Genomic DNA, 20,226 nt, shown 5'->3' with positions numbered 1-20,226 from the left:
GGCGTTTTTTCGTTTTGGCCCCACAGCACGGGGCCGGTGGAGCGGCCGTAGCGGCGCCCCACCTGCAAGCTCATGACTCCTTTCGAGACTCTTCACAGCTGAGGTGCGCAATGAATTCAAGCTTCTGGAAATCCGGCCATACCCCCACATTGTTCGCAGCCTTCCTCTACTTCGACCTGAGCTTCATGGTCTGGTACCTGCTCGGCCCGCTGGCGGTACAGATCGCCGCCGACCTGCACCTGACGACACAGCAACGCGGGCTGGTGGTGGCCACGCCGATTCTGGCCGGGGCGGTCTTGCGTTTTGTCATGGGGATGCTGGCTGATCGCCTGTCGCCCAAAACCGCCGGCCTGATCGGCCAGGTCATCGTGATCTGCGCGCTGTTCGGCGCCTGGAAGCTCGGCATCCACAGCTACGAGCAAGCGCTGCTGCTGGGTCTGTTCCTCGGCATGGCCGGCGCGTCCTTTGCCGTTGCCCTGCCCCTCGCCTCGCAGTGGTATCCGCCGCAGCATCAAGGCAAGGCCATGGGCATCGCCGGCGCCGGCAACTCGGGTACGGTATTCGCCGCCTTGATCGCCCCGGTACTGGCGGCGGCGTTTGGCTGGAGCAACGTGTTCGGTTTCGCCCTGATTCCGCTGATCCTGACCCTGATCGTCTTTGCCTGGCTGGCGAAAAACGCCCCCGAGCGACCAAAAGCCAAATCCATGGCCGACTACTTCAAGGCCCTGGGCGATCGTGACAGCTGGTGGTTCATGTTTTTCTACAGCGTGACGTTCGGTGGCTTCATCGGCCTGGCCAGCGCCCTGCCCGGCTATTTCAACGACCAGTACGGCCTGAGCCCGGTGACGGCGGGTTACTACACGGCGGCCTGCGTGTTCGGCGGTAGCCTGATGCGGCCCTTGGGCGGCGCTCTGGCCGACCGGTTCGGCGGCATTCGAACCCTGTTGGCGATGTACACCGTCGCGGCGATCTGCATTACCGCGGTCGGTTTCAACCTGCCGAATTCCTACGCCGCACTCGCACTTTTCGTCTGTACCATGCTCGGCCTGGGTGCCGGCAATGGCGCGGTGTTCCAGTTGGTGCCGCAGCGGTTTCGTCGGGAAATCGGTGTGATGACCGGCCTGATCGGCATGGCCGGCGGCATCGGTGGTTTTGCCCTCGCGGCCGGCATGGGTGCGATCAAACAGAGCACCGGCAGCTATCAACTGGCCCTGTGGTTGTTCGCCAGCCTCGGCATTCTGGCGTGGTTCGGCCTGCACGGCGTGAAACGGCGCTGGAGAACCACCTGGGGTTCGGCGGCCGTGACGGCTGCGCGGGTCTGACGCCTCGATGAGCCTGCAACTGAGTTTCGCCGAAGCCAGCGCCATCGGTCCGCGCGAGGAGAATCAGGATGCCCTGCGCCTGGTCACGCCGGCCCCGGCGCTGGCGGCGAGCAAAGGTTACCTGTTCGCCATCGCCGACGGTGTCAGCCAGTGCGCCGATGGCGGCCTGGCGGCCCGTTCGACGCTGCAGGCCCTGGCGCTGGATTACTACGCCACGCCGGAAACCTGGAGCGTAGCGCAGGCACTGGATCGCCTGTTGCTGGCGCAAAACCGCTGGTTGCAGGCCAATGGCGGCGGACAACCGCTGCTGACCACCCTCAGTGCGCTGGTCCTGCGTGGCCGGCGTTTTACCCTGGCCCATGTCGGCGATTGCCGGGTGTATCGCTGGCACGCCGACCGATTGCAGCGAATCAGCGAGGATCACGTCTGGGACCAGCCGGGCATGCAGCATGTGCTGAAACGGGCGCTGGGCCTCGATCAACACCTGGTGCTGGATTTTCTCGACGGTGAACTGCGCCTCGATGAAAGCTTCGTCCTGCTCAGCGACGGCATCTGGGCGGTCTTGGGCGATACCGCCATTGCGGCGATCCTGCGTGATCAACCGGACTTGCACAGCGCTGCGCAAACCCTGGTCAATGCCGCACACCTGGCAGGCAGCCAGGACAACGCCAGCGCCTTGCTGGTGCGGGTCGACGCCCTCGGCGAAGCGAGCATTGGCGATGCATTGATGCACTTGCAGCAATGGCCACTTCCGCCCGCCCTGAAACCTGGCCAGACGTTCGAGGGCTGGCAGGTCGAAGGGATCGTCGCACAGAGCCAGCAATCGTTGCTTTACCGCGTGCGCGACACTCAACAACAACCCTGGCTGCTGAAAACCCTGCCGGGGCGCCTGCACGACGATCACCAGGCCGGGCAAGCGTTGCTGTCGGAAGAGTGGTTTCTCAAACGCGTGGCCGGTCGGCATTTTCCTGAAGTGCATGCCGCCAGTCAGCGTCAGCATTTGTACTACGTGATGCGTGAATACTCGGGCGCTACCCTGGCGCAACGGCATGAGCAAAGCGGACCGTTGCCGCTGCCCCAGTGGCAAGACATCGCCGAACGCTTGCTGCGAGCGGTCGGCCTGTTGCATCGACGACAGATTCTGCATCGCGATATCAAACCGGAAAACCTGTTGCTGGGGGACGATGGTGAACTGCGCCTGCTGGATTTCGGCCTCGCCTACTGCCCCGGTCTCTCGCAAGACCTGCCCTGGGCTCTGCCGGGTACACCCAGTTACATCGCGCCGGAAGCCTTTCGTGGCGACGTGCCGACACCACAGCAGGACCTGTATGCCGTTGGTGTGACCTTGTATTTTCTGCTCACCGGGCACTATCCCTATGGCGAAATCGAAGCGTTCCAGCGTCCGAGGTTTGGTCTCCCGGTCAACGCCAGCCGCTACAGGCCCGACCTGCCGGACTGGATCGCCCATCACTTGGAACGCGCCGTGGCGGCGGCCCCCGAACAGCGTTTCGAAACGGCGGAAGAATGGTTGCTGCTGATCGAGCAAGGCGAACGCCGCAGTTTGAGCGTGCGCCCCAAACCCTTGCTGGAGCGCGAGCCGCTGAAAGTCTGGCGGACATTGGCGCTGGTATCGCTGCTGCTCAACCTGGTGCTGCTGGTGGTGGCGCTCCATTAGCGGGCAACGCGCCTTGAATCGGTGCATCCCCTCGCGGCCCTGCCCTTGCGAACGGGAAGAACGCCAACAAACACGGGGCCTGAGCGACTTGGCACAACCAGTGCATTACCTCTTTCAACAGACATAAAGCGCAGGCTTCAACGACGAAGGCTGCACTTCCCGAGAGAACGGGACCAGGACAAAGGCGTCCTCGCTAGGCAACTAGCGGGACGCCTTTTTTTGTTTGCGCAAAATTTGTCGAGCATGGCCTGAACCCTGATGAGGCAGGCCTGGACTCCCCGGAGAACCTGATGAAAAAACTAAAACTGGTGATGATCGGCAACGGCATGGCCGGGGTCCGGACCCTGGAAGAACTGCTCAAGCTGAGCACAGAGCTGTACGACATCACGGTCTTCGGCGCCGAACCGCACACCAACTACAACCGCATCCTGTTGTCGCCGGTGCTGGCAGGCGAACAGACCTTCGAAGAGATCGTGCTCAACGACCTGGACTGGTACCTGGACAACAACATCAAACTGCTGCTCAACCGCAAAGTGGTGGAGATCGACCGGGTCAAGCGCCGGGTCATTGCCGAAGACGGCAGTGAAGCCGAATACGATCGCCTGCTGATCGCCACCGGCTCGACGCCTTTCATCCTGCCCATTCCCGGCAACACCCTCGAGGGCGTGATCGGCTACCGCGACATCGCCGATACCCAGGCCATGATCGACACCGCGAAAACCTACCGGCACGCCGTGGTGATCGGTGGCGGCCTGCTCGGCCTGGAGGCCGCCAACGGCCTGATGCTGCGGGGCATGCACGTCACCGTGGTGCATATCGGCGAGTGGCTGCTGGAACGGCAACTGGACAAGACCAGCGGCCAACTGCTGCAAACCGCCCTGGAGTCTCGCGGCCTGCATTTCCGTCTGTGCGAGCAAACCCAGGCTTTGCACGACGCGGGCAATGGCCGGGTCGGCTCGGTGCAATTCAAGAACGGCGACATCATCCCCGCTGACCTGGTGGTGATGGCCGCCGGCATTCGCCCCAATACCGAACTGGCGGAGAAATCCGGCATTCCGTGCAACCGCGGGATTCTGGTCAACGACACCCTGCAAACCTATGACCCGCGGATCTACGCCATTGGCGAGTGCGCCAGTCACCGCGGCATCGCCTACGGTCTGGTGGCGCCGCTGTTTGAGCAGGCCAAAGTCTGCGCCAACCACCTCGCCCAACTGGGTTTTGCCACTTACAAGGGATCGGTGACCTCGACCAAGCTGAAGGTTACCGGCATCGACCTGTTTTCCGCCGGCGACTTCATGGGCGGTGAAGGCACCGAGACCATCACCCTCTCGGACCCGATTGGCGGGGTCTACAAGAAGCTGGTGATCAAGGACGACGTGCTGGTCGGCGCTTGCCTGTATGGCGATACGGCCGACGGCGGCTGGTACTTCCGGCAGATCCGTGAAAACCACGCCATCAGTGAGATCCGCGATCATCTGATGTTTGGCGAAAACGCTTTGGGCGACGTAGGACATCAGGGTCAGGACAAGGCCATGAGCATGGCCGATACGGCCGAAGTCTGCGGCTGCAACGGCGTGTGCAAAGGCACCATCGTCAAGGCCATTCAGGAACACGGGCTGTTCAGTGTCGACGAAGTGAAGAAGCACACCAAGGCTGCCAGTTCCTGCGGTTCGTGCGCGGGCCTGGTGGAGCAGATCCTGATCAACACCGTGGGCGGTGCCGCCGACGTCAAACCGAAAAGCGAAAAGGCCATCTGCGGTTGCAGCGACCTCAACCACGGGCAAATCCGCCAGGCCATCCGCGAGCAGCACCTGCTGACCATCGCCGGCACCCTGAGCTACCTGAATTGGCGTACACCCAACGGCTGCGCCACCTGCCGGCCGGCGCTCAACTACTACCTGATTTCCACCTGGCCGGGGGAAGCCAAGGATGATCCGCAATCGCGCCTGATCAACGAACGCGCCCACGCCAACATTCAGAAAGACGGCACCTACTCAGTAGTCCCGCGGATGTGGGGCGGTGTGACCAATCCTTCGGAACTGCGGCGCATTGCCGACGTTGCCGACAAGTACAACGTGCCGATGGTCAAGGTCACCGGTGGCCAGCGCATCGACTTGCTGGGGATCAGGAAGCAGGACTTGCCAGGTGTCTGGAAAGATCTCGACATGCCGTCCGGCCATGCCTACGGCAAATCCATCCGCACCGTGAAGACCTGCGTCGGCAGTGAGTTCTGCCGCTTTGGCACGCAGAACTCCACGCAGTTGGGCATCGAGTTGGAGCACGACCTGTTCAACATGTGGTCGCCGCACAAAGTGAAACTGGCTGTCTCCGGTTGCCCGCGCAACTGCTCGGAAGCGGGCATCAAGGACGTAGGCATCATCGGCGTCGATTCCGGCTGGGAGATGTACATCGGCGGCAACGGCGGGATCAAGACCGAAGTCGCGGAATTCTTCGTCAAACTGAAAACCGCCGAAGAAGTCCGCGAATACAACGGCGCATTCCTGCAGCTCTATCGCGAAGAAGCCTTTTACCTCGAACGCACCGTGCACTACCTGCAACGGGTCGGCATGGACCACATCAAGAAAGCCGTGCTGGAAGACCCGGAGCGGCGCAAGGCGCTCAACGATCGCCTGCAGTTCTCCCTGTCGTTCGAACAGGACCCGTGGAAGGAACGCCTGGAACAGCCGCAACTGAAAAAAGAATTCGACGTCATCCCCGTGAAAAACCTGGAGGTGCTGGCATGAACTGGCTGGATATCTGCGCACTGGATGAAATCAATGTCCTGGGCTCGCGAATCGTTGCCGGCCCTAAAGGCGACATCGCGATTTTTCGTACCAGCGACGATGAAGTGTTCGCCCTCGACGACCGTTGCCCGCACAAGGGCGGACCGCTGTCCCAAGGTTTGATCTACGGCAAACGCGTGGCCTGCCCACTGCACAACTGGCAAATCGACCTGCAAAGCGGCGAAGCCCTGGCCCCGGACGTCGGCTGCGCCCACCACCATCCGGCGCGGGTCGAAAATGGCCGAGTGATGCTGGCCCTGCGGGACGCAGGCTGATGGACCGCCAGATCACCGCGTCCACCTGCTGCTATTGCGGGGTCGGCTGCGGCGTGCTGATCGAGCATGACGGCGAGCGCATCCTCGGCGTCAGCGGCGATCCGGCACACCCGGCCAACTTCGGCAAGTTGTGCAGCAAGGGATCAACCCTGCATTTGACCGGCGACTTGACGGCAAGAGCGCTGTACCCGGAACTGCGCCTGGGCAAAGGCCTGGCCCGCAGCCGCACCGACTGGGATACCGCGCTTGATCATGCCGCCAGCGTTTTCGCCCAAACCATTGCAGAACATGGCCCGGACAGCGTGGCGTTCTACATTTCCGGGCAACTGCTGACCGAGGACTACTACGCCTTCAACAAACTGGCTCGGGCGCTGGTGGGCACCAACAACATCGACAGCAACTCACGGCTGTGCATGTCGTCGGCGGTGGTCGGCTACAAGCGCAGCCTGGGCGCCGACGCCCCGCCATGCAGCTATGAAGACCTGGAATTGAGCGATTGCGTGATGATCGTCGGCAGTAACATGGCCTACGCCCACCCGGTACTGTTTCGCCGACTGGAAGAAGCCAAATCCCGGCGGCCGCAGATGAAAGTCATCGTCATTGACCCACGTCGGACAGACACCTGCGATCTGGCTGACCTGCACCTGGCGATTTTGCCCGGCACCGATGTCGCCTTGTTCCACGGGATTTTGCATCTGCTGCTGTGGGAAGACTGGATCGACCGTGACTTCATCAAGGACCATACCGAAGGCTTGCCCGAGCTGAAGAAACTGGTGCGTGATTACACACCGCAGATGGTGTCGCAGCTCTGCGGAATCAGCGTCGGGCAATTGCAGCAATGTGCCGAGTGGATCGGTACGTCACCGTCTTTCCTGTCGCTGTGGTGCATGGGGTTGAACCAGTCCACCGCCGGCAGCGCGAAAAACAGTGCACTGATCAATCTACACCTGGCCACCGGGCAGATTGGCCGTCCGGGTGCAGGTCCGTTCTCCTTGACCGGTCAGCCGAATGCCATGGGCGGGCGGGAGACCGGTAGCCTGTCCAACCTGCTGCCGGGCCATCGTGACGCCGCCAACCCTGAGCACCGTGCCGACGTGGCCGCCTACTGGGGTGTTGATCAACTGCCTGAACCCCCGGGGCTGACTGCCATCGAGTTGTTTGAGCAACTGGGCAGCGGCAAGATCAAAGCCTTGTGGATCGCCTGCACCAACCCCGCTCAGTCTCTTCCCGATCAGGCGGCCGTGCGCGCGGCGCTGGAGGCCTGCCCGTTCGTGGTCCTGCAGGAGGCCTTTCGCACCACTGAAACCGCCAGGTTTGCCGACCTGTTGTTGCCCGCCGCCAGTTGGGGTGAAAAGGACGGCACGGTGACCAACTCCGAACGGCGCATTTCCCACGTCCGCCGCGCGATCGTCGCACCGGGTGAAGCGCGTCCGGACTGGACGATCACGGTGGATTTCGCACAGCGCCTGGAAAAACATCTGCGCCCGGAAGCCACCAGCCTGTTTGCCTTTGACACTCCGGCGCAGGTCTTCGACGAATACAAACAGCTGACGCGGGGCCGGGATCTGGATTTGTCCGGGATCAGCCACGAATTGATCGACTCCATCGGCCCGCAGCAATGGCCCTTTCCTGCAGGGTCCAGCGCAGGCACCGCGCGCCTCTATCTCGACGGCATTTTCCCGACCTCCAGCGGACGCGCGCAGTTCGTGGCCGATCCGTATCGCGCCGCCAAGGAACAACGGGATGCCCGCTTCCCGCTGACACTGATCACCGGTCGTCTGCGCGATCAGTGGCACGGCATGAGCCGCACCGGTACCGCCGCGCAGTTGTTCGGCCATGTCAGTGAAGCCGTGTTGAGCCTGCACCCGGACGAGCTGCGCAGGCATCGCCTGCAAACGGGTGATTTGATCAGCCTGAAAAGCCGCCGCGGCGCGGTGATCGTGCCGGTCGCCAGTGACGACAGCGTGCGTCCGGGCCAAGCCTTCTTGCCGATGCATTTTGGTGACCGTTTTCTCAAGGGGGGGGTGAACAGCCTCACCCTGCCCGCCTTCGACCCGTTGTCGAAACAACCGGAGCTCAAACACAGCGGTGTGCGCCTGGAACCGGTGCAATTACCTTGGCACCTTTTCGCGCTGATTGAGGGCGATGTCCAACAACACTTTGAGACTCTACGCCCCCTCTGCGAGACGTTTTCCTACGTCAGCCTCAGCCTGACCGGTCGTGAGCGCCCTGCGCTGCTCATACGCGCTGCCAGCACCACGGCGCCGGATCCGCAACTGCTGCGCGATATCGATCAATGCCTGGGGCTGAACGATGGACCGGTGCTGGCCTACGACGATCCACGACGCTCCATCGGTAAGCGGGTGCGAATCGAGAACGGCCGGATCACCGCGATCCGCCTGGCAGGTGAAACCCTCGCCCGGCACTGGCTGCAAAACCTCTGGCTCGAAGGTCGCGCCGATGAACAGCTACGGCGCTGGCTGCTCGCGCCCTTGAGTGCCCCGCCGGGCCAGGTTGACGCCGAAGCGATCGGTAACAAAACCCTGTGCAACTGCAAAAACGTCAGCCAAAACGCGGTCTGCGCCGGCATCCGCCGCGGCCTGGACTTGTCGGGGTTGAAACAAGAATTGGGTTGCGGCACGCAATGCGGCTCCTGCGTCCCGGAAATCAAGCGTTTGTTGGCCGCCACCGCGCAGCCGCAAGCCGCCATCTCGTGAGGAAAACACTATGAGCGCAAAAGTCTGGCTGGTGGGTGCAGGTCCCGGTGATCCTGAATTACTGACCCTCAAAGCTGTTCGGGCGTTGAGAGAGGCGGATGTCGTGCTGATCGACGATCTGGTCAACGTCGCGGTGCTGGAGCACTGCCCCGGCGCGCGGATAATTCCGGTGGGCAAGCGCGGCGGCTGTCGTTCAACGCCGCAAGCCTTTATCCATCGCCTGATGCTGCGGTATGCCCGTCAGGGCAAATGCGTGGTGCGCCTCAAGGGTGGCGACCCGTGCATCTTCGGGCGTGGCGGTGAAGAAGCGCAGTGGTTGCGCGAGCGTGGTGTCGAGGTTGAGCTGGTCAATGGCATCACCGCCGGCCTGGCGGGCGCGACGCAATGCGATATTCCCTTGACCCTGCGCGGCGTGGCACGAGGGGTAACGCTGGTGACCGCCCACACTCAGGATGACAGCAGCCTGAACTGGCAAGCGCTGGCCCAAGGTGGCACGACATTGGTGATCTACATGGGGGTGGCGAAACTCAGCGAGATCCGTGAGCAACTGCTGGCCGGTGGAATGGCGGCCGATACGCCCGTGGCAATGATCGAAAATGCTTCCCTGCCGCACCAACGGGAATGTTGGAGCGACCTGACAGCCATGGAGGATGATGCCCATAGCTTCCAGTTGAAAAGTCCGGCAATCCTGGTGATCGGTGCTGTGGCGGCCTGTGATGAGATCAAAAGATCGCAGCCTGCGGCAGCTCCTACAAGGGTTCGGCATTTATCCCTGTAGGAGCTGCCGCAGGCTGCGATCCTTTGGAAGCAACGCAAAAACCCAAATCACAGACAAAGAAAAGCCCGGCCTGAGCCGGGCTTTCCTCGGAGCTGTGGGCTAATTACTTAGCTTGAGCTTCAACCTGCGCTTCTACGCGACGGTTAACAGCGCGACCAGCTTCAGTTTTGTTGTCAGCAACTGGGCGGGATTCGCCGTAGCCAACGGACTGAACGCGGGACGATTCAACACCGTACTGGTTGGTCAGAACTTGTTTAACGGCGTTTGCACGACGCTCGGACAGTTTCTGGTTGTAAGCGTCAGGACCGACGGAGTCAGTGTGACCTTCAACAGTAGTGGTGGTGGATGGGTACTGCTTCATGAAGTCAGCCAGGTTCTTGATGTCGCCGTAGCTGTTTGGCTTGACTACCGACTTGTCGAAGTCGAACTTCACGTCCAGCTCTACACGAACGACTTCAGCAACAGCTGGGCAGCCATCAGCGTCAACAGTTACGTTGGCCGGGGTGTCCGGGCACTTGTCGACGTTGTCGCAAACGCCGTCGTTGTCGCTGTCGGAGCAGACTTCTGGTGCTGGAACCGGAGCAGCAGCAGGCTTGTTGCCGCCACCGAAGTTCACACCCAGACCTACGGACGGGATGTAGTCCCAACGGCCGTTGTCCAGCTTGTAGTCAGCTTCTACGCCAGCACGAGCGTAGACGTTTTCGAGGAAGTAGTACTTCAGGCCAGCGCCAGCAGTCAGGAAAGTCGACTGGTCACGACCGGTGTGGCCGTCAGCGGCTACGTTGGTCATGCTGCCGTGCTTGACACCACCTTGAACGTAAGGACGCAGAGCGTCGCCAGCGTTGTTGAAGTGGTACTGAGCGTTCAGACCGAACTGGTCGCCCTCGATCTTCTGGTTGCCGGTGTTGTTGTTCGAACGGGTGTAGTCATCGTTGTTGTAGGTGAAGTTCAACGATACGTCGTCGGTCAAGAAGTAACCGATGGAGGCGCCAGGAGTGTAGCCGTCTTCAACGTTGTTAACGCTGTCGTTGTACTTCTTCCCGTAGTTGAGCTCGCCTTCAACTGCGCCTTGGCCTTGTGCCAATGCGCCGAACGAAGTAGCGGCAATAAGAGTACCAATGGCCAAGCCCAAGGTGTTTTTCAGTTTCATCCGTTAAATCCCCATCTGGTGATTGTGAAGCAGTCCCGCAAACCGGGGGACAACTCGGCGGCAAGTCTAACAGAACTTGCCTACACGTAAGAGATATTTGCGCTGAACTAAGTTTCAGCAATGCCTGCAAATTTCTCACGCAATTTATCTAGAGCGCGTTTGTACCGCATTTTTGTTGCACTCAAACCCATGTGCATGATGTCTGCGATCTCCTGAAACTCCAGCTCTGCGACAAAACGTAGCACCAGAATTTCCCGGTCAATCGGGTTCACATACACTAACCAGCGATCAAGTCCACCCTTTTCCTCAGGTTTCGGCGCCTTTTCTTCGGACGCCTCCTCGAGCGGGTCAAGACTCAATGCGTCCATCAAGCGACGCTTTCGCCGTTCCTTCCGATACTGTGTGATGCACTCGTTGTACGTGATGCTATATAGCCATGTCTTGAACTTCGATTTGCCCTCGAAGTTCTTCAGACCATACAGCACCTTCAGCATGACCTCCTGACAGACATCGTCTGCATCGCGATCGTTCCCGAGATATCTTGCGCACACATTAAATAATGTTCGCTGGTAACGCCGCATCAGTTCTTCGTAGGCGCGTGTTACGTGAAACAGCTCGGTATGCGAGCGCGCGACCAACTCCTCATCAGAGAGCTCGCGGGGGTCGTAGCGCATGGATAGCGATTGAGCTTTATTCAAAACAAGTCGGGCCGACAGTCAGGTCAATATCCTCCGCAGCCAGCGTCAGCTGGAATTTTGCGGCGGCATACATTAGCAGGGTTTGCCGGGTTAGCGGCTACTCACATGCTGCTCGAGGAGGATCCGATTGGAAAGAGAGACTAGCTCACCCTCATCGGTCAGCAATGTGGTTTTAACCGTGCCGATCTCTTCGATCTGGCCTTCGACCTCGCCAACACGCACTTGTTGCCCAACCTGGTACAGCTCACGCACGTAGATTCCCGCAAGAATCTGGCCGGCAATTTCCCGGCTTCCCAACCCCATGGCCAGCGCTACCGCCAGACCAACGGTTATCAGCACAATCACGATCACGTGGTTCAGCAGGTCGGTCTTGACCTCCAACTGGCTGATCGCCACCGAAATACTGATGATGATCACCAGGCCCTGGGCAATTCGTCCAAGCCCTGAAGCATAGTCCAGACCCACGCCTTCTGCCGCCCCGCGCACCAGCCCGTTGGCCAGTTGCGCCAGCAAGACACCTACCAGCAACACCAGCGCCGCGCCGAATACCTTCGGCAAATACAGCGCGAGCATATCCAGCGTAGCTGATACTCGCTCAAGTCCAAGGGATTCTGCGGCAGAAACCAGAAAAATAAGCAGAACGAACCAATAGACGATCTTGCCGATCAGGGTCGAAATGGGAACCTGCAGGCCCGCGCGGGACATCAGCTTGGTCAGGCCGGTGCCGCCCATCAAGCGGTCCAGGCCCAGTTTGGCGAGCAATTTGGAAAGCAGGGTGTCCAGCAGTTTGGCCACGACAAAGCCCAACAGCAGCACAACCAGTGCGCCGAACAGGTTTGGAATGAAGTTCGCAACCTTGGTCCACAACGCAGTCATTGCAGTGACGAGGCTCTGTGTCCAGAGATCAAGTTCCATATTCAATCAGCCTTATCAGCAGTGCGGGCAGCAGGTTTACGAAGACGGGATACCGGCGAGACATGGGCCGATCCGTTATTCAGGGCAATCATCAGTGCGGGCAACCAGCGCCCCAGCAGACTGAACAAATCACCGGCGCCGACCTGGCGGTTGGCGGTTTTCAGTACACGCCCCAGACACGCATCGTCGTCCCGGGTGGACGGTGAGGCGTTGAGCATGTCGCGCAAAGACTGTTCAAACGGATCGTGCATACGCACCTCTCGTGATGTCTGTGGGAGACGCGGTCAGTTTTGGTCGGGTCACATGCTTTCCCTCAGACCCAGCGCAAACGTCGGAACAACCACCATTGCCCGAGCGCCACCGAGACCATCATCAGGCAGGCGATCAGAAAGCCGTAAGGGCTGGCAGAGAATGGAATGCCACCGACGTTGATCCCCAAAAGCCCGGTCAGAAAACTCATCGGCAAAAAGATCCCGGTGATGATCCCGAAGCGATACATCGTGCGGTTCATGCGCACGCTCAAGCGACGGTCTTCAGCCTCCAGGACCAGCCCCACCCGCTCCCGGGTCAGTTCCAGCTCCTCGAGGTAGCGGGTCAGGCTGTTGTTCAATTCGTTCCAGTAATCACCATCGTCCTCGACGAACCAGGGCAATCTGATCCGCGTCAACTGACCGAAAATATCCCGCTGTGGAGCGAGAAAACGCTTCAGCGCGGCGGCCCTGCGACGGATCTGCAATACGGCGCCGTGTTCCGGTGCATACCGTTCGTCGGCATCGAGCTTTTCTTCTTCCTCATCGACCACTTCCGAGAGGTCGCTGACCAGATCCTGCACCTTGTTGGTGAGGTACTGCGCCATATACAGGATGAGTTCCGAGGCGGTTTTCGGCCCCTTGCCCTCGGACAGTTGCACCAGCAACTCGTCAGTGGCGCGCAACGGACGCAAACGCAGGGAAATGACACGCTGGGCAGAACCGAAGATCCGCACCGACACCATGTCTTCCGGCTCGGCACCGGGGTTCAGATTGACCCCGCGCAAAAATAGCAGCAGTTCGCTGTCCGAAAGCTGTAAAAGTCGCGGACGGGTGTTTTCTTCGAGTAACAGGTCACAGCTGAATTCGCTCAGACCGCTGGATTTGCGTAGCCAGGTCTGGGTTTGCGGATGACTGCGATCCCAGTGCAACCACAGGCTTTCATGGGCCTGCAGCTGCAAGTCGTCAAGTTCAGTCCGGGCAATCGAACGCGCACCGCCTCTACCGTCCAGCACCAGGGCATGCACCAGCCCCCATTGCGCGTTTTCTTCCTCGAACATCCGCACTCCTCTGGTCTGCAGCCGTTTTTATTCAGGCATCTTCAGCGGGCTTGGCGAGATGATCACGCCGTTGTTGTCCGCATAAATGTAATGGCCCGGATGGAAGGTCACGCCAGCGAAGGTCACGGCTACGTTGAGATCGCCGATACCGCGCTTGTCGGTTTTCATCGGGTGGCTGGCCAGCGCCTGAACCCCCAGGTCGGTTTGCGCGATGACGTCGACGTCACGGATGCAACCATAGATCACCAGGCCTTCCCAGCCATTGCTGGAGGCTTTCTCGGCGAGCATGTCACCCAGCAGCGCGCGGCGCAGGGAACCGCCGCCATCGACCACCAGAACCTTGCCATTGCCCTTGAGCTCGACTTGCTCCTTGACCAGCGAGTTGTCTTCGAAGCACTTGATGGTCACGATTTCGCCGCCGAAGGAATCACGGCCGCCGAAATTGCTGAACATCGGTTCCAGCACCTGCACCAGTTCCGGATAGGCGTCGCACAGGTCAGGCGTGAGGTAATGGATCATCGAGAAACTCCTGTAAAGAGGAAGACAGCACGAACATCAGTGATGACTCAGTCACGCAAAGTGACCGGAACAGCTCAATGCGTCATATCTTAGCCGCAAGCCGACCAGAGCGAAATGCCCTTGTTAGAGCATCAGGCTCAAACCGCCGCGGCCAAATCCCCTTGCTCACCCAACAAGGGCGTCTGCTGATCCGCCAGCCAGCGGGTCACCAACGGCCAGACTTCGGCCTGGGCAGGTTTGCTGACGAGCATTTCAACGTGACCGAAATTGTCGCTGAAACCCTGGTCACGTCCCAGATTGATAAATTGCTTGTGCTCGGAACCGAACTGTTCGAACAGTTTGCGGCACGCCCACGCCGGGTCCTGATGGTCACCCGCTGCACTCACGGCGAGCACCGGCAACCTGACCTCGGCCAAACCGGCCCACCAGTCTTTATCGGCATCGCCAAAGCGCCCGAACAGACCGAACCAACGCATGCTTTCCAGGGCCAGGCCAATGGGCTCGTCCTCCGGGCCGCGCTTGAGCCTTGCGCCGGACAACTGGGCAAAACGCTTGAGAATGAAGCGACTGCTCCACTCCACCGGCGGAATCTTCAATGGCCAGTAGGTGCGGCTGACTTGTGTACCGAAAAAAGCCGCCGAGGCCACCACCGGCTCACCGATGTACTCGCCCCCCAGCGCTGCGGCCAGTGTAGTACCGCCCAGCGAGTGACCGATCCAGTGCGGCACCTGCCCGCTCTGTTCGCGGACGAACGCGCCAATGGCCGGCAGGTCATAGCGTGCGTAGTCAGCGACCCGGTTCTTGCGGTAATCGTGGTTGCGCTGGGACAGGCCATGGCCGCGCATTTCCGGAATCCAGACGTCGAACCCCAAGCGGGCCAGATAGGCGCCCAACCCCAGGCCCTTGGGAGAGAACCAGAACCGGCGATTGGAAAAGCTGCCGTGCAGCAGGATCACCGGCACACCACGGGATGACGGCTCATCGGCCATGCCAAGGCGTGTCACAGCCAGTTCGACGGTGAAGTCGGGGCTGTTACCGGGTTTCAAACGATACACATCTTCGCTCAGATCGCCGCGCCGTTCGGCGCTGATCAGGGCGACAGGAAATAGGTTGCTGCTGCTTTGCATAATCTCTTGCACAAAAAAGGGCGGCATCCGGAGGAGCCCGCCCTGCTTGAATCTCTAAAAGACCGCTCCCTTGTAGGAGCGAGCTTGCTCGCGATGGACTCCAGGAAAACGCGTTTATCCAGCAAAAACGCGTCATCGTTGACGTCCATCGCGAGCAGGCTCGCTCCTACAAAGGCATGCGAGCGGTCCGTTCACACGGGGTCAAGCCTGCGCCTGACCCTCTGCCAGGAAGAACCAGGTTTCCAGTACGGAGTCCGGGTTCAACGAAACGCTTTCAATGCCCTGCTCCATCAGCCACTTGGCCAGGTCCGGGTGGTCCGAAGGACCCTGACCGCAGATGCCGATGTACTTGCCGGCCTTGTTGCAGGCGGCAATGGCGTTGGCCAGCAGCTTCTTGACCGCCGGATTACGCTCGTCGAACAGGTGCGCGATGATACCGGAATCGCGGTCCAGGCCCAGGGTCAGCTGGGTCAGGTCGTTGGAACCGATGGAGAAACCGTCGAAGAACTCGAGGAATTCTTCAGCCAGGATGGCGTTGGACGGCAGTTCGCACATCATGATCACGCGCAGGCCGTTATCACCACGGGCCAGACCGTTTTCCGCCAGCAGATCGACCACCTGGCTCGCTTCACCCAGGGTACGAACGAACGGCACCATGATTTCGACGTTGGTCAGGCCCATCTCGTTGCGCACGCGCTTGAGGGCGCGGCATTCGAGTTCGAAGCAGTCGCGGAACGATTCGCTGATGTAACGCGAAGCACCGCGGAAGCCCAGCATCGGGTTCTCTTCTTCCGGCTCGTACAGCTTGCCGCCGATCAGGTTGGCGTATTCGTTGGACTTGAAGTCCGACAGACGCACGATGACCTTCTTCGGCCAGAACGCAGCCGCCAGGGTGCTGATGCCTTCGACCAGTTTCTCGACGTAGAAGCCGACCGGATCGTTGTAGCCGGCAATGCGCTTGTCGACGCTTTCCTTGATGTCCAGCGGCAGACCGTCGTAGTTCAGCAGTGCTTTAGGGTGCACGCCGATCATGCGGTTGATGATGAACTCCAGGCGGGCCAGGCCCACACCGGCGTTCGGCAGTTGCGCGAAGTCGAAGGCGCGGTCCGGGTTGCCGACGTTCATCATGATCTTGAACGGCAGCTCCGGCATGGCATCCACGGAGTTCTTCTTGATGTCGAAGCCCAGTTCGCCTTCAAAGATGAAACCGGTGTCGCCTTCAGCGCAGGAAACGGTCACGCCCTGGCCGTCTTTCAACAGCTGGGTGGCGTTGCCGCAACCGACTACCGCTGGAATGCCCAGCTCACGGGCGATGATCGCCGCGTGGCAAGTACGACCGCCACGGTTGGTGACGATGGCGCTGGCGCGCTTCATGACCGGTTCCCAGTCCGGGTCGGTCATGTCGGACACCAGTACGTCGCCTGGCTGGACCTTGTCCATCTCGGACACGTCCTTGATGATGCGGACCTTGCCGGCGCCGATACGCTGGCCGATGGCGCGACCTTCAACCAGCACGGTACCGGTTTCTTTCAACAAGTAACGTTCCATGACGTTGGCCTGGGTGCGGCTCTTCACGGTTTCCGGACGGGCCTGCACGATGTACAGCTTGCCGTCGTCACCGTCCTTGGCCCACTCGATGTCCATCGGGCACTGGTAGTGCTTCTCGATGATCATCGCCTGCTTGGCCAGCTCGCTGACTTCAGCGTCGGTCAGGCAGAAACGTGCGCGCTCGGCCTTGTCCACGTCGACGGTCTTGACCGAACGACCGGCCTTGGCCTCGTCGCCGTAGATCATCTTGATGGCCTTGCTGCCCAGGTTGCGGCGCAGGATGGCCGGACGACCGGCCGCCAGCGTGCCCTTGTGGACGTAGAACTCATCCGGGTTCACCGCGCCTTGAACGACGGTTTCACCCAGACCGTAGGCGCCGGTGATGAACACCACGTCACGGAAGCCCGATTCGGTATCGAGGGTGAACATCACGCCGGCGGTGCCGGTTTCGGAGCGGACCATGCGCTGCACGCCGGCCGACAGGGCAACCAGCTTGTGGTCAAAGCCCTGGTGCACGCGGTAGGAAATGGCACGGTCATTGAACAGAGAGGCGAACACCTCTTTGGCGGCGCGAATGACGTTATCGACACCACGGATGTTCAGGAAGGTTTCCTGCTGACCGGCGAAGGAAGCGTCCGGCAGGTCTTCGGCGGTAGCGGAAGAACGCACGGCCACGGCCACGTCGGGATTGCCGGCGGACAGCGTGGCGAACGCGGTGCGGATTTCGGCATTCAGTTTTTCAGGGAACTCGGCTTCCATGATCCATTGACGGATCTGGGCTCCGGTCTTGGCCAGGGCATTCACGTCATCGACGTCCAGGGCATCGAGTGCGTCGTGAATCTGCTGATTCAGGCCGCTCAGCTCCAGGAAATCACGATAAGCCTGAGCGGTCGTGGCGAAGCCGCCGGGCACCGATACACCGGCACCCGCAAGGTTGCTGATCATCTCGCCCAGGGATGCGTTCTTGCCCCCCACATGCTCAACATCGTGTTTGCCGAGCTTATCGAGGGAAACTACGTACTCTACCAAGGTGATCTCTCCACTAACTGTGTTGGAAAAGCTCAGAAACCGGCTGCTTAAATGAGCATTTGCCGGCTATATGGCCTGGACCTGGAAAATAAGTGAGAATGCGGGCCATTGGCGGCCGGCAAATCGCGCCTATCATATCCAAGATTCGTCACTAGCTTAAGGCCCAAGGTGCAAATGAAACGATCTGCTTTCTTTATCTCCGATGGTACCGGCATTACCGCCGAAACCCTGGGTCAAAGCCTTCTGGCGCAGTTCGAAAACATTACCTTCAGCAAAGTCACGCGGCCGTACATCGACAACGTGGACAAAGCGCGGGCCATGGTACAACAAATCAACAAAGCCGCCGAAACCGACGGTTTCCGTCCGATTATCTTCGACACCATCGTCAATCAGGACATTCGTGAGATTCTCGCCACCTCGAATGGTTTCATGATCGACATTTTCTCGACGTTCCTGGCACCGCTTGAACAGGAACTGACCGAGCATTCTTCCTATACCGTCGGCAAGTCCCACTCCATCGGCGCCAACACCAATTACATGGAGCGTATCGAGGCCGTCAACTTCGCCCTCGACAACGACGACGGCGCCCGCACGCACTATTACGACAAGGCCGACCTGATACTAGTGGGCGTGTCGCGATGTGGTAAGACGCCGACGTGTCTGTACATGGCGATGCAGTTCGGCATCCGCGCGGCCAACTACCCGCTGACCGAAGACGACATGGAACGCCTGCAACTGCCAAACGCCCTGCGCGCCCACCAGCACAAGCTGTTCGGCCTGACCATCGACCCGGACCGTCTCACCGCGATTCGCAACGAGCGCAAGCCCAACAGCCGCTATTCGAGCTACGCCCAGTGCGAGTTCGAGGTGCGCGAAGTCGAGAACCTGTTCCGCCGCGAAAACATTCCGCACATCAACTCCACGCATTTCTCCGTGGAAGAGATCTCCGCGAAGATTCTCGTGGAGAAAGGTGTGGAGCGGCGTTTCAAGTAAAGCTCCCGGGTAGGCCCGGCCCTATCGCGAGCAAGCTCGCTCCCACATTTGATCTTTGTACACCGTCGATCCAGTGTGGGAGCGGGCTTGCTCGCGAAGGCGCCGTGTCAGGCAATGTTGATGTCGACTGACACTCCGCTTTCGCGAGCAAGCCCGCTCCCACAGGGTATTGGGTGATCTTAGAAAGAATCCCCCGGCACCCGCACAAACCCTTCCATCAATACCCGTGCACTGCGGCTCATGATCGCCTTGTTCACGGTCCATTCACCATTGACCAGGCTGGCTTCGGCGCCGACGCGCAGGGTGCCGGACGGGTGTCCGAAGCGCACCGCGTTGCGTTCGATACCGCCTGCCGCAAGGTTCACCAGGGTGCCGGAAATCGCTGCAGCCGTACCGATCGCCACGGCCGCCGTGCCCATCATCGCGTGGTGCAACTTGCCCATGGACAACGCACGCACCAGCAGATCGACATCGCCTGCGGCAATCGCCTTGCCGCTTGACGCCACGTAGTCCGCCGGCTTGGCCACGAAGGCGACTTTCGGCGTGTGCTGACGCTTGGCCGCTTCGTCGATGTTGGCAATCAGGCCCATGCGCAATGCGCCATAGGCACGGATGGTCTCGAACATCAGCAAGGCTTTCGGGTCGCCGTTGATCGCGCCCTGCAACTCGGTGCCCTTGTAGCCGATGTCTTCGGCATTGACGAAAATCGTCGGGATGCCGGCGTTGATCATGGTCGCCTTGAAGGTGCCGACGCCGGGCACTTCCAGGTCATCGACCAGGTTGCCGGTGGGGAACATCGAACCGCCGCCGCCCTCTTCTTCCGCTGCCGGATCGAGGAACTCGATCTGCACTTCGGCCGCCGGGAAGGTCACGCCGTCGAGTTCGAAATCGCCGGTCTCCTGCACCTCACCATTGGTGATCGGCACGTGGGCAATGATGGTCTTGCCAATGTTGGCCTGCCACACGCGAACCACGGCTACGCCGTTATGCGGGATTCGGCTGGCGTCCACCAGGCCGTTGCTGACCGCGAACGAACCGACCGCCGCCGACAGGTTGCCGCAGTTGCCGCTCCAGTCGACGAAGGGCTTGTCGATGGACACCTGACCGAACAGGTAATCGACGTCGTGATCGGCCTTGGTGCTTTTCGACAGGATCACGGTTTTGCTGGTGCTGGAGGTCGCACCGCCCATGCCGTCGATTTGTTTGTCGTACGGGTCGGGGCTGCCGATCACGCGCAGCAGCAACGCGTCGCGGGCCGGGCCCGGGACCTGTGCCGCTTCAGGCAGGTCCTTGAGACTGAAGAACACGCCTTTGCTGGTGCCGCCGCGCATGTATGTAGCTGGAATCTTGATTTGAGCTGCGTGAGCCATGGTGCTCGTTACTCCTGA

16 protein-coding genes are annotated in these 20,226 nt (G+C 60.4%); 7 read left to right on the top strand and 9 right to left on the bottom strand.

The window, feature by feature from the left end; translation table 11 throughout:
- Positions 1 to 110: 110 nt before the first annotated feature.
- From ACEN83_RS09005 to cobA, 6 genes are all read left to right on the top strand, one after another.
- Positions 111 to 1,322, top strand: a complete 1,212-nt coding sequence (locus tag ACEN83_RS09005) for a nitrate/nitrite transporter (protein ID WP_095965153.1) — start codon at positions 111 to 113, stop codon at positions 1,320 to 1,322.
- Positions 1,323 to 1,329: 7 nt separating this feature from the next.
- Positions 1,330 to 2,997 carry a bifunctional protein-serine/threonine kinase/phosphatase gene (locus ACEN83_RS09000; protein WP_495580055.1) on the top strand — a complete coding sequence of 556 codons (1,668 nt, stop codon included), beginning with the start codon at positions 1,330 to 1,332 and terminating at the stop codon, positions 2,995 to 2,997.
- A gap of 290 nt (positions 2,998 to 3,287) precedes the next feature.
- Positions 3,288 to 5,741 carry a nitrite reductase large subunit NirB gene (gene nirB / locus ACEN83_RS08995; protein WP_495580054.1) on the top strand — a complete coding sequence of 818 codons (2,454 nt, stop codon included), beginning with the start codon at positions 3,288 to 3,290 and terminating at the stop codon, positions 5,739 to 5,741.
- The gene (gene nirD, locus ACEN83_RS08990) at positions 5,738 to 6,055 is read left to right on the top strand and encodes a nitrite reductase small subunit NirD (RefSeq protein WP_495580053.1); all 318 of its coding nucleotides are present in this window, start codon (positions 5,738 to 5,740) and stop codon (positions 6,053 to 6,055) included. Before nirB ends, nirD begins: the two co-directional genes overlap by 4 nt.
- Entirely contained in the window at positions 6,055 to 8,772 is a 2,718-nt protein-coding gene (locus tag ACEN83_RS08985; protein WP_495580052.1) for a nitrate reductase, read from the top strand. Before nirD ends, ACEN83_RS08985 begins: the two co-directional genes overlap by 1 nt.
- Positions 8,773 to 8,782: 10 nt before the next feature.
- Positions 8,783 to 9,550 carry a uroporphyrinogen-III C-methyltransferase gene (gene cobA, locus ACEN83_RS08980; RefSeq protein ID WP_495580051.1) on the top strand — a complete coding sequence of 256 codons (768 nt, stop codon included), beginning with the start codon at positions 8,783 to 8,785 and terminating at the stop codon, positions 9,548 to 9,550.
- A 103-nt stretch (positions 9,551 to 9,653) separates the two neighbouring features.
- Here cobA and ACEN83_RS08975 read toward each other — a convergent pair whose 3' ends face one another.
- The 8 genes from ACEN83_RS08975 to ppsA all read right to left on the bottom strand — a co-directional run bounded on the left by ACEN83_RS08975 (position 9,654) and on the right by ppsA (position 17,845).
- Positions 9,654 to 10,700 (bottom strand): OmpA family protein, encoded by a 1,047-nt coding sequence (locus ACEN83_RS08975; protein WP_007971503.1) that lies wholly within the window; start codon positions 10,698 to 10,700, stop codon positions 9,654 to 9,656.
- Positions 10,701 to 10,807: 107 nt separating this feature from the next.
- Complete coding sequence (gene sigX / locus ACEN83_RS08970; RefSeq protein WP_075949123.1) at positions 10,808 to 11,398, bottom strand: RNA polymerase sigma factor SigX; 591 nt, start codon at positions 11,396 to 11,398, stop codon at positions 10,808 to 10,810.
- 90 nt (positions 11,399 to 11,488) lie between these two features.
- Positions 11,489 to 12,313 carry a mechanosensitive ion channel family protein gene (locus ACEN83_RS08965; protein ID WP_007916401.1) on the bottom strand — a complete coding sequence of 275 codons (825 nt, stop codon included), beginning with the start codon at positions 12,311 to 12,313 and terminating at the stop codon, positions 11,489 to 11,491.
- Positions 12,314 to 12,315: 2 nt separating this feature from the next.
- Entirely contained in the window at positions 12,316 to 12,564 is a 249-nt protein-coding gene (locus ACEN83_RS08960; protein WP_007971509.1) for a hypothetical protein, read from the bottom strand.
- Between the two features lie 62 nt (positions 12,565 to 12,626).
- Positions 12,627 to 13,622: a zinc transporter ZntB gene (locus ACEN83_RS08955; protein WP_495580050.1), complete on the bottom strand. Its 996-nt coding sequence runs from the start codon at positions 13,620 to 13,622 to the stop codon at positions 12,627 to 12,629.
- A 27-nt stretch (positions 13,623 to 13,649) separates the two neighbouring features.
- Positions 13,650 to 14,138 carry a ribonuclease E activity regulator RraA gene (gene rraA, locus ACEN83_RS08950; protein WP_173900792.1) on the bottom strand — a complete coding sequence of 163 codons (489 nt, stop codon included), beginning with the start codon at positions 14,136 to 14,138 and terminating at the stop codon, positions 13,650 to 13,652.
- Between the two features lie 140 nt (positions 14,139 to 14,278).
- Positions 14,279 to 15,268, bottom strand: a complete 990-nt coding sequence (locus ACEN83_RS08945) for an alpha/beta fold hydrolase (RefSeq protein WP_015096068.1) — start codon at positions 15,266 to 15,268, stop codon at positions 14,279 to 14,281.
- A gap of 201 nt (positions 15,269 to 15,469) precedes the next feature.
- Positions 15,470 to 17,845, bottom strand: coding sequence for a phosphoenolpyruvate synthase (ppsA, locus tag ACEN83_RS08940; protein WP_218481507.1), 2,376 nt, complete (start codon positions 17,843 to 17,845; stop codon positions 15,470 to 15,472).
- 174 nt (positions 17,846 to 18,019) lie between these two features.
- Between ppsA and ppsR the strand changes: the two genes are divergently transcribed.
- Positions 18,020 to 18,838: a posphoenolpyruvate synthetase regulatory kinase/phosphorylase PpsR gene (gene ppsR / locus ACEN83_RS08935; RefSeq protein ID WP_007971527.1), complete on the top strand. Its 819-nt coding sequence runs from the start codon at positions 18,020 to 18,022 to the stop codon at positions 18,836 to 18,838.
- Between the two features lie 179 nt (positions 18,839 to 19,017).
- On the opposite strand, the gene prpF is transcribed toward ppsR, so the two are convergent.
- A complete protein-coding gene (gene prpF, locus ACEN83_RS08930; protein ID WP_095965144.1) occupies positions 19,018 to 20,208 on the bottom strand; it encodes a 2-methylaconitate cis-trans isomerase PrpF in 1,191 nt (396 codons plus the stop codon).
- Positions 20,209 to 20,226 lie beyond the last annotated feature (18 nt).

The sequence above is a fragment of the Pseudomonas sp. Pseusp49 genome (assembly GCF_059491875.1).
This window is presented reverse-complemented; position numbering and strand designations above follow the sequence as displayed.

What these genes read in the sequence shown, in the direction of transcription:
- ACEN83_RS09005 (WP_095965153.1), top strand. Translation starts at nt 111, where the DNA reads ATGAATTCAAGCTTCTGGAAATCCGGCCATACCCCCACATTGTTCGCA.
- ACEN83_RS09000 (WP_495580055.1), top strand. Translation starts at nt 1,330, where the DNA reads ATGAGCCTGCAACTGAGTTTCGCCGAAGCCAGCGCCATCGGTCCGCGC.
- nirB (WP_495580054.1), top strand. Translation starts at nt 3,288, where the DNA reads ATGAAAAAACTAAAACTGGTGATGATCGGCAACGGCATGGCCGGGGTC.
- nirD (WP_495580053.1), top strand. Translation starts at nt 5,738, where the DNA reads ATGAACTGGCTGGATATCTGCGCACTGGATGAAATCAATGTCCTGGGC.
- ACEN83_RS08985 (WP_495580052.1), top strand. Translation starts at nt 6,055, where the DNA reads ATGGACCGCCAGATCACCGCGTCCACCTGCTGCTATTGCGGGGTCGGC.
- cobA (WP_495580051.1), top strand. Translation starts at nt 8,783, where the DNA reads ATGAGCGCAAAAGTCTGGCTGGTGGGTGCAGGTCCCGGTGATCCTGAA.
- ACEN83_RS08975 (WP_007971503.1), bottom strand. Translation starts at nt 10,700, where the DNA reads ATGAAACTGAAAAACACCTTGGGCTTGGCCATTGGTACTCTTATTGCC.
- ACEN83_RS08965 (WP_007916401.1), bottom strand. Translation starts at nt 12,313, where the DNA reads ATGGAACTTGATCTCTGGACACAGAGCCTCGTCACTGCAATGACTGCG.
- ACEN83_RS08960 (WP_007971509.1), bottom strand. Translation starts at nt 12,564, where the DNA reads ATGCACGATCCGTTTGAACAGTCTTTGCGCGACATGCTCAACGCCTCA.
- ACEN83_RS08955 (WP_495580050.1), bottom strand. Translation starts at nt 13,622, where the DNA reads ATGTTCGAGGAAGAAAACGCGCAATGGGGGCTGGTGCATGCCCTGGTG.
- ACEN83_RS08945 (WP_015096068.1), bottom strand. Translation starts at nt 15,268, where the DNA reads ATGCAAAGCAGCAGCAACCTATTTCCTGTCGCCCTGATCAGCGCCGAA.
- ppsR (WP_007971527.1), top strand. Translation starts at nt 18,020, where the DNA reads ATGAAACGATCTGCTTTCTTTATCTCCGATGGTACCGGCATTACCGCC.
- prpF (WP_095965144.1), bottom strand. Translation starts at nt 20,208, where the DNA reads ATGGCTCACGCAGCTCAAATCAAGATTCCAGCTACATACATGCGCGGC.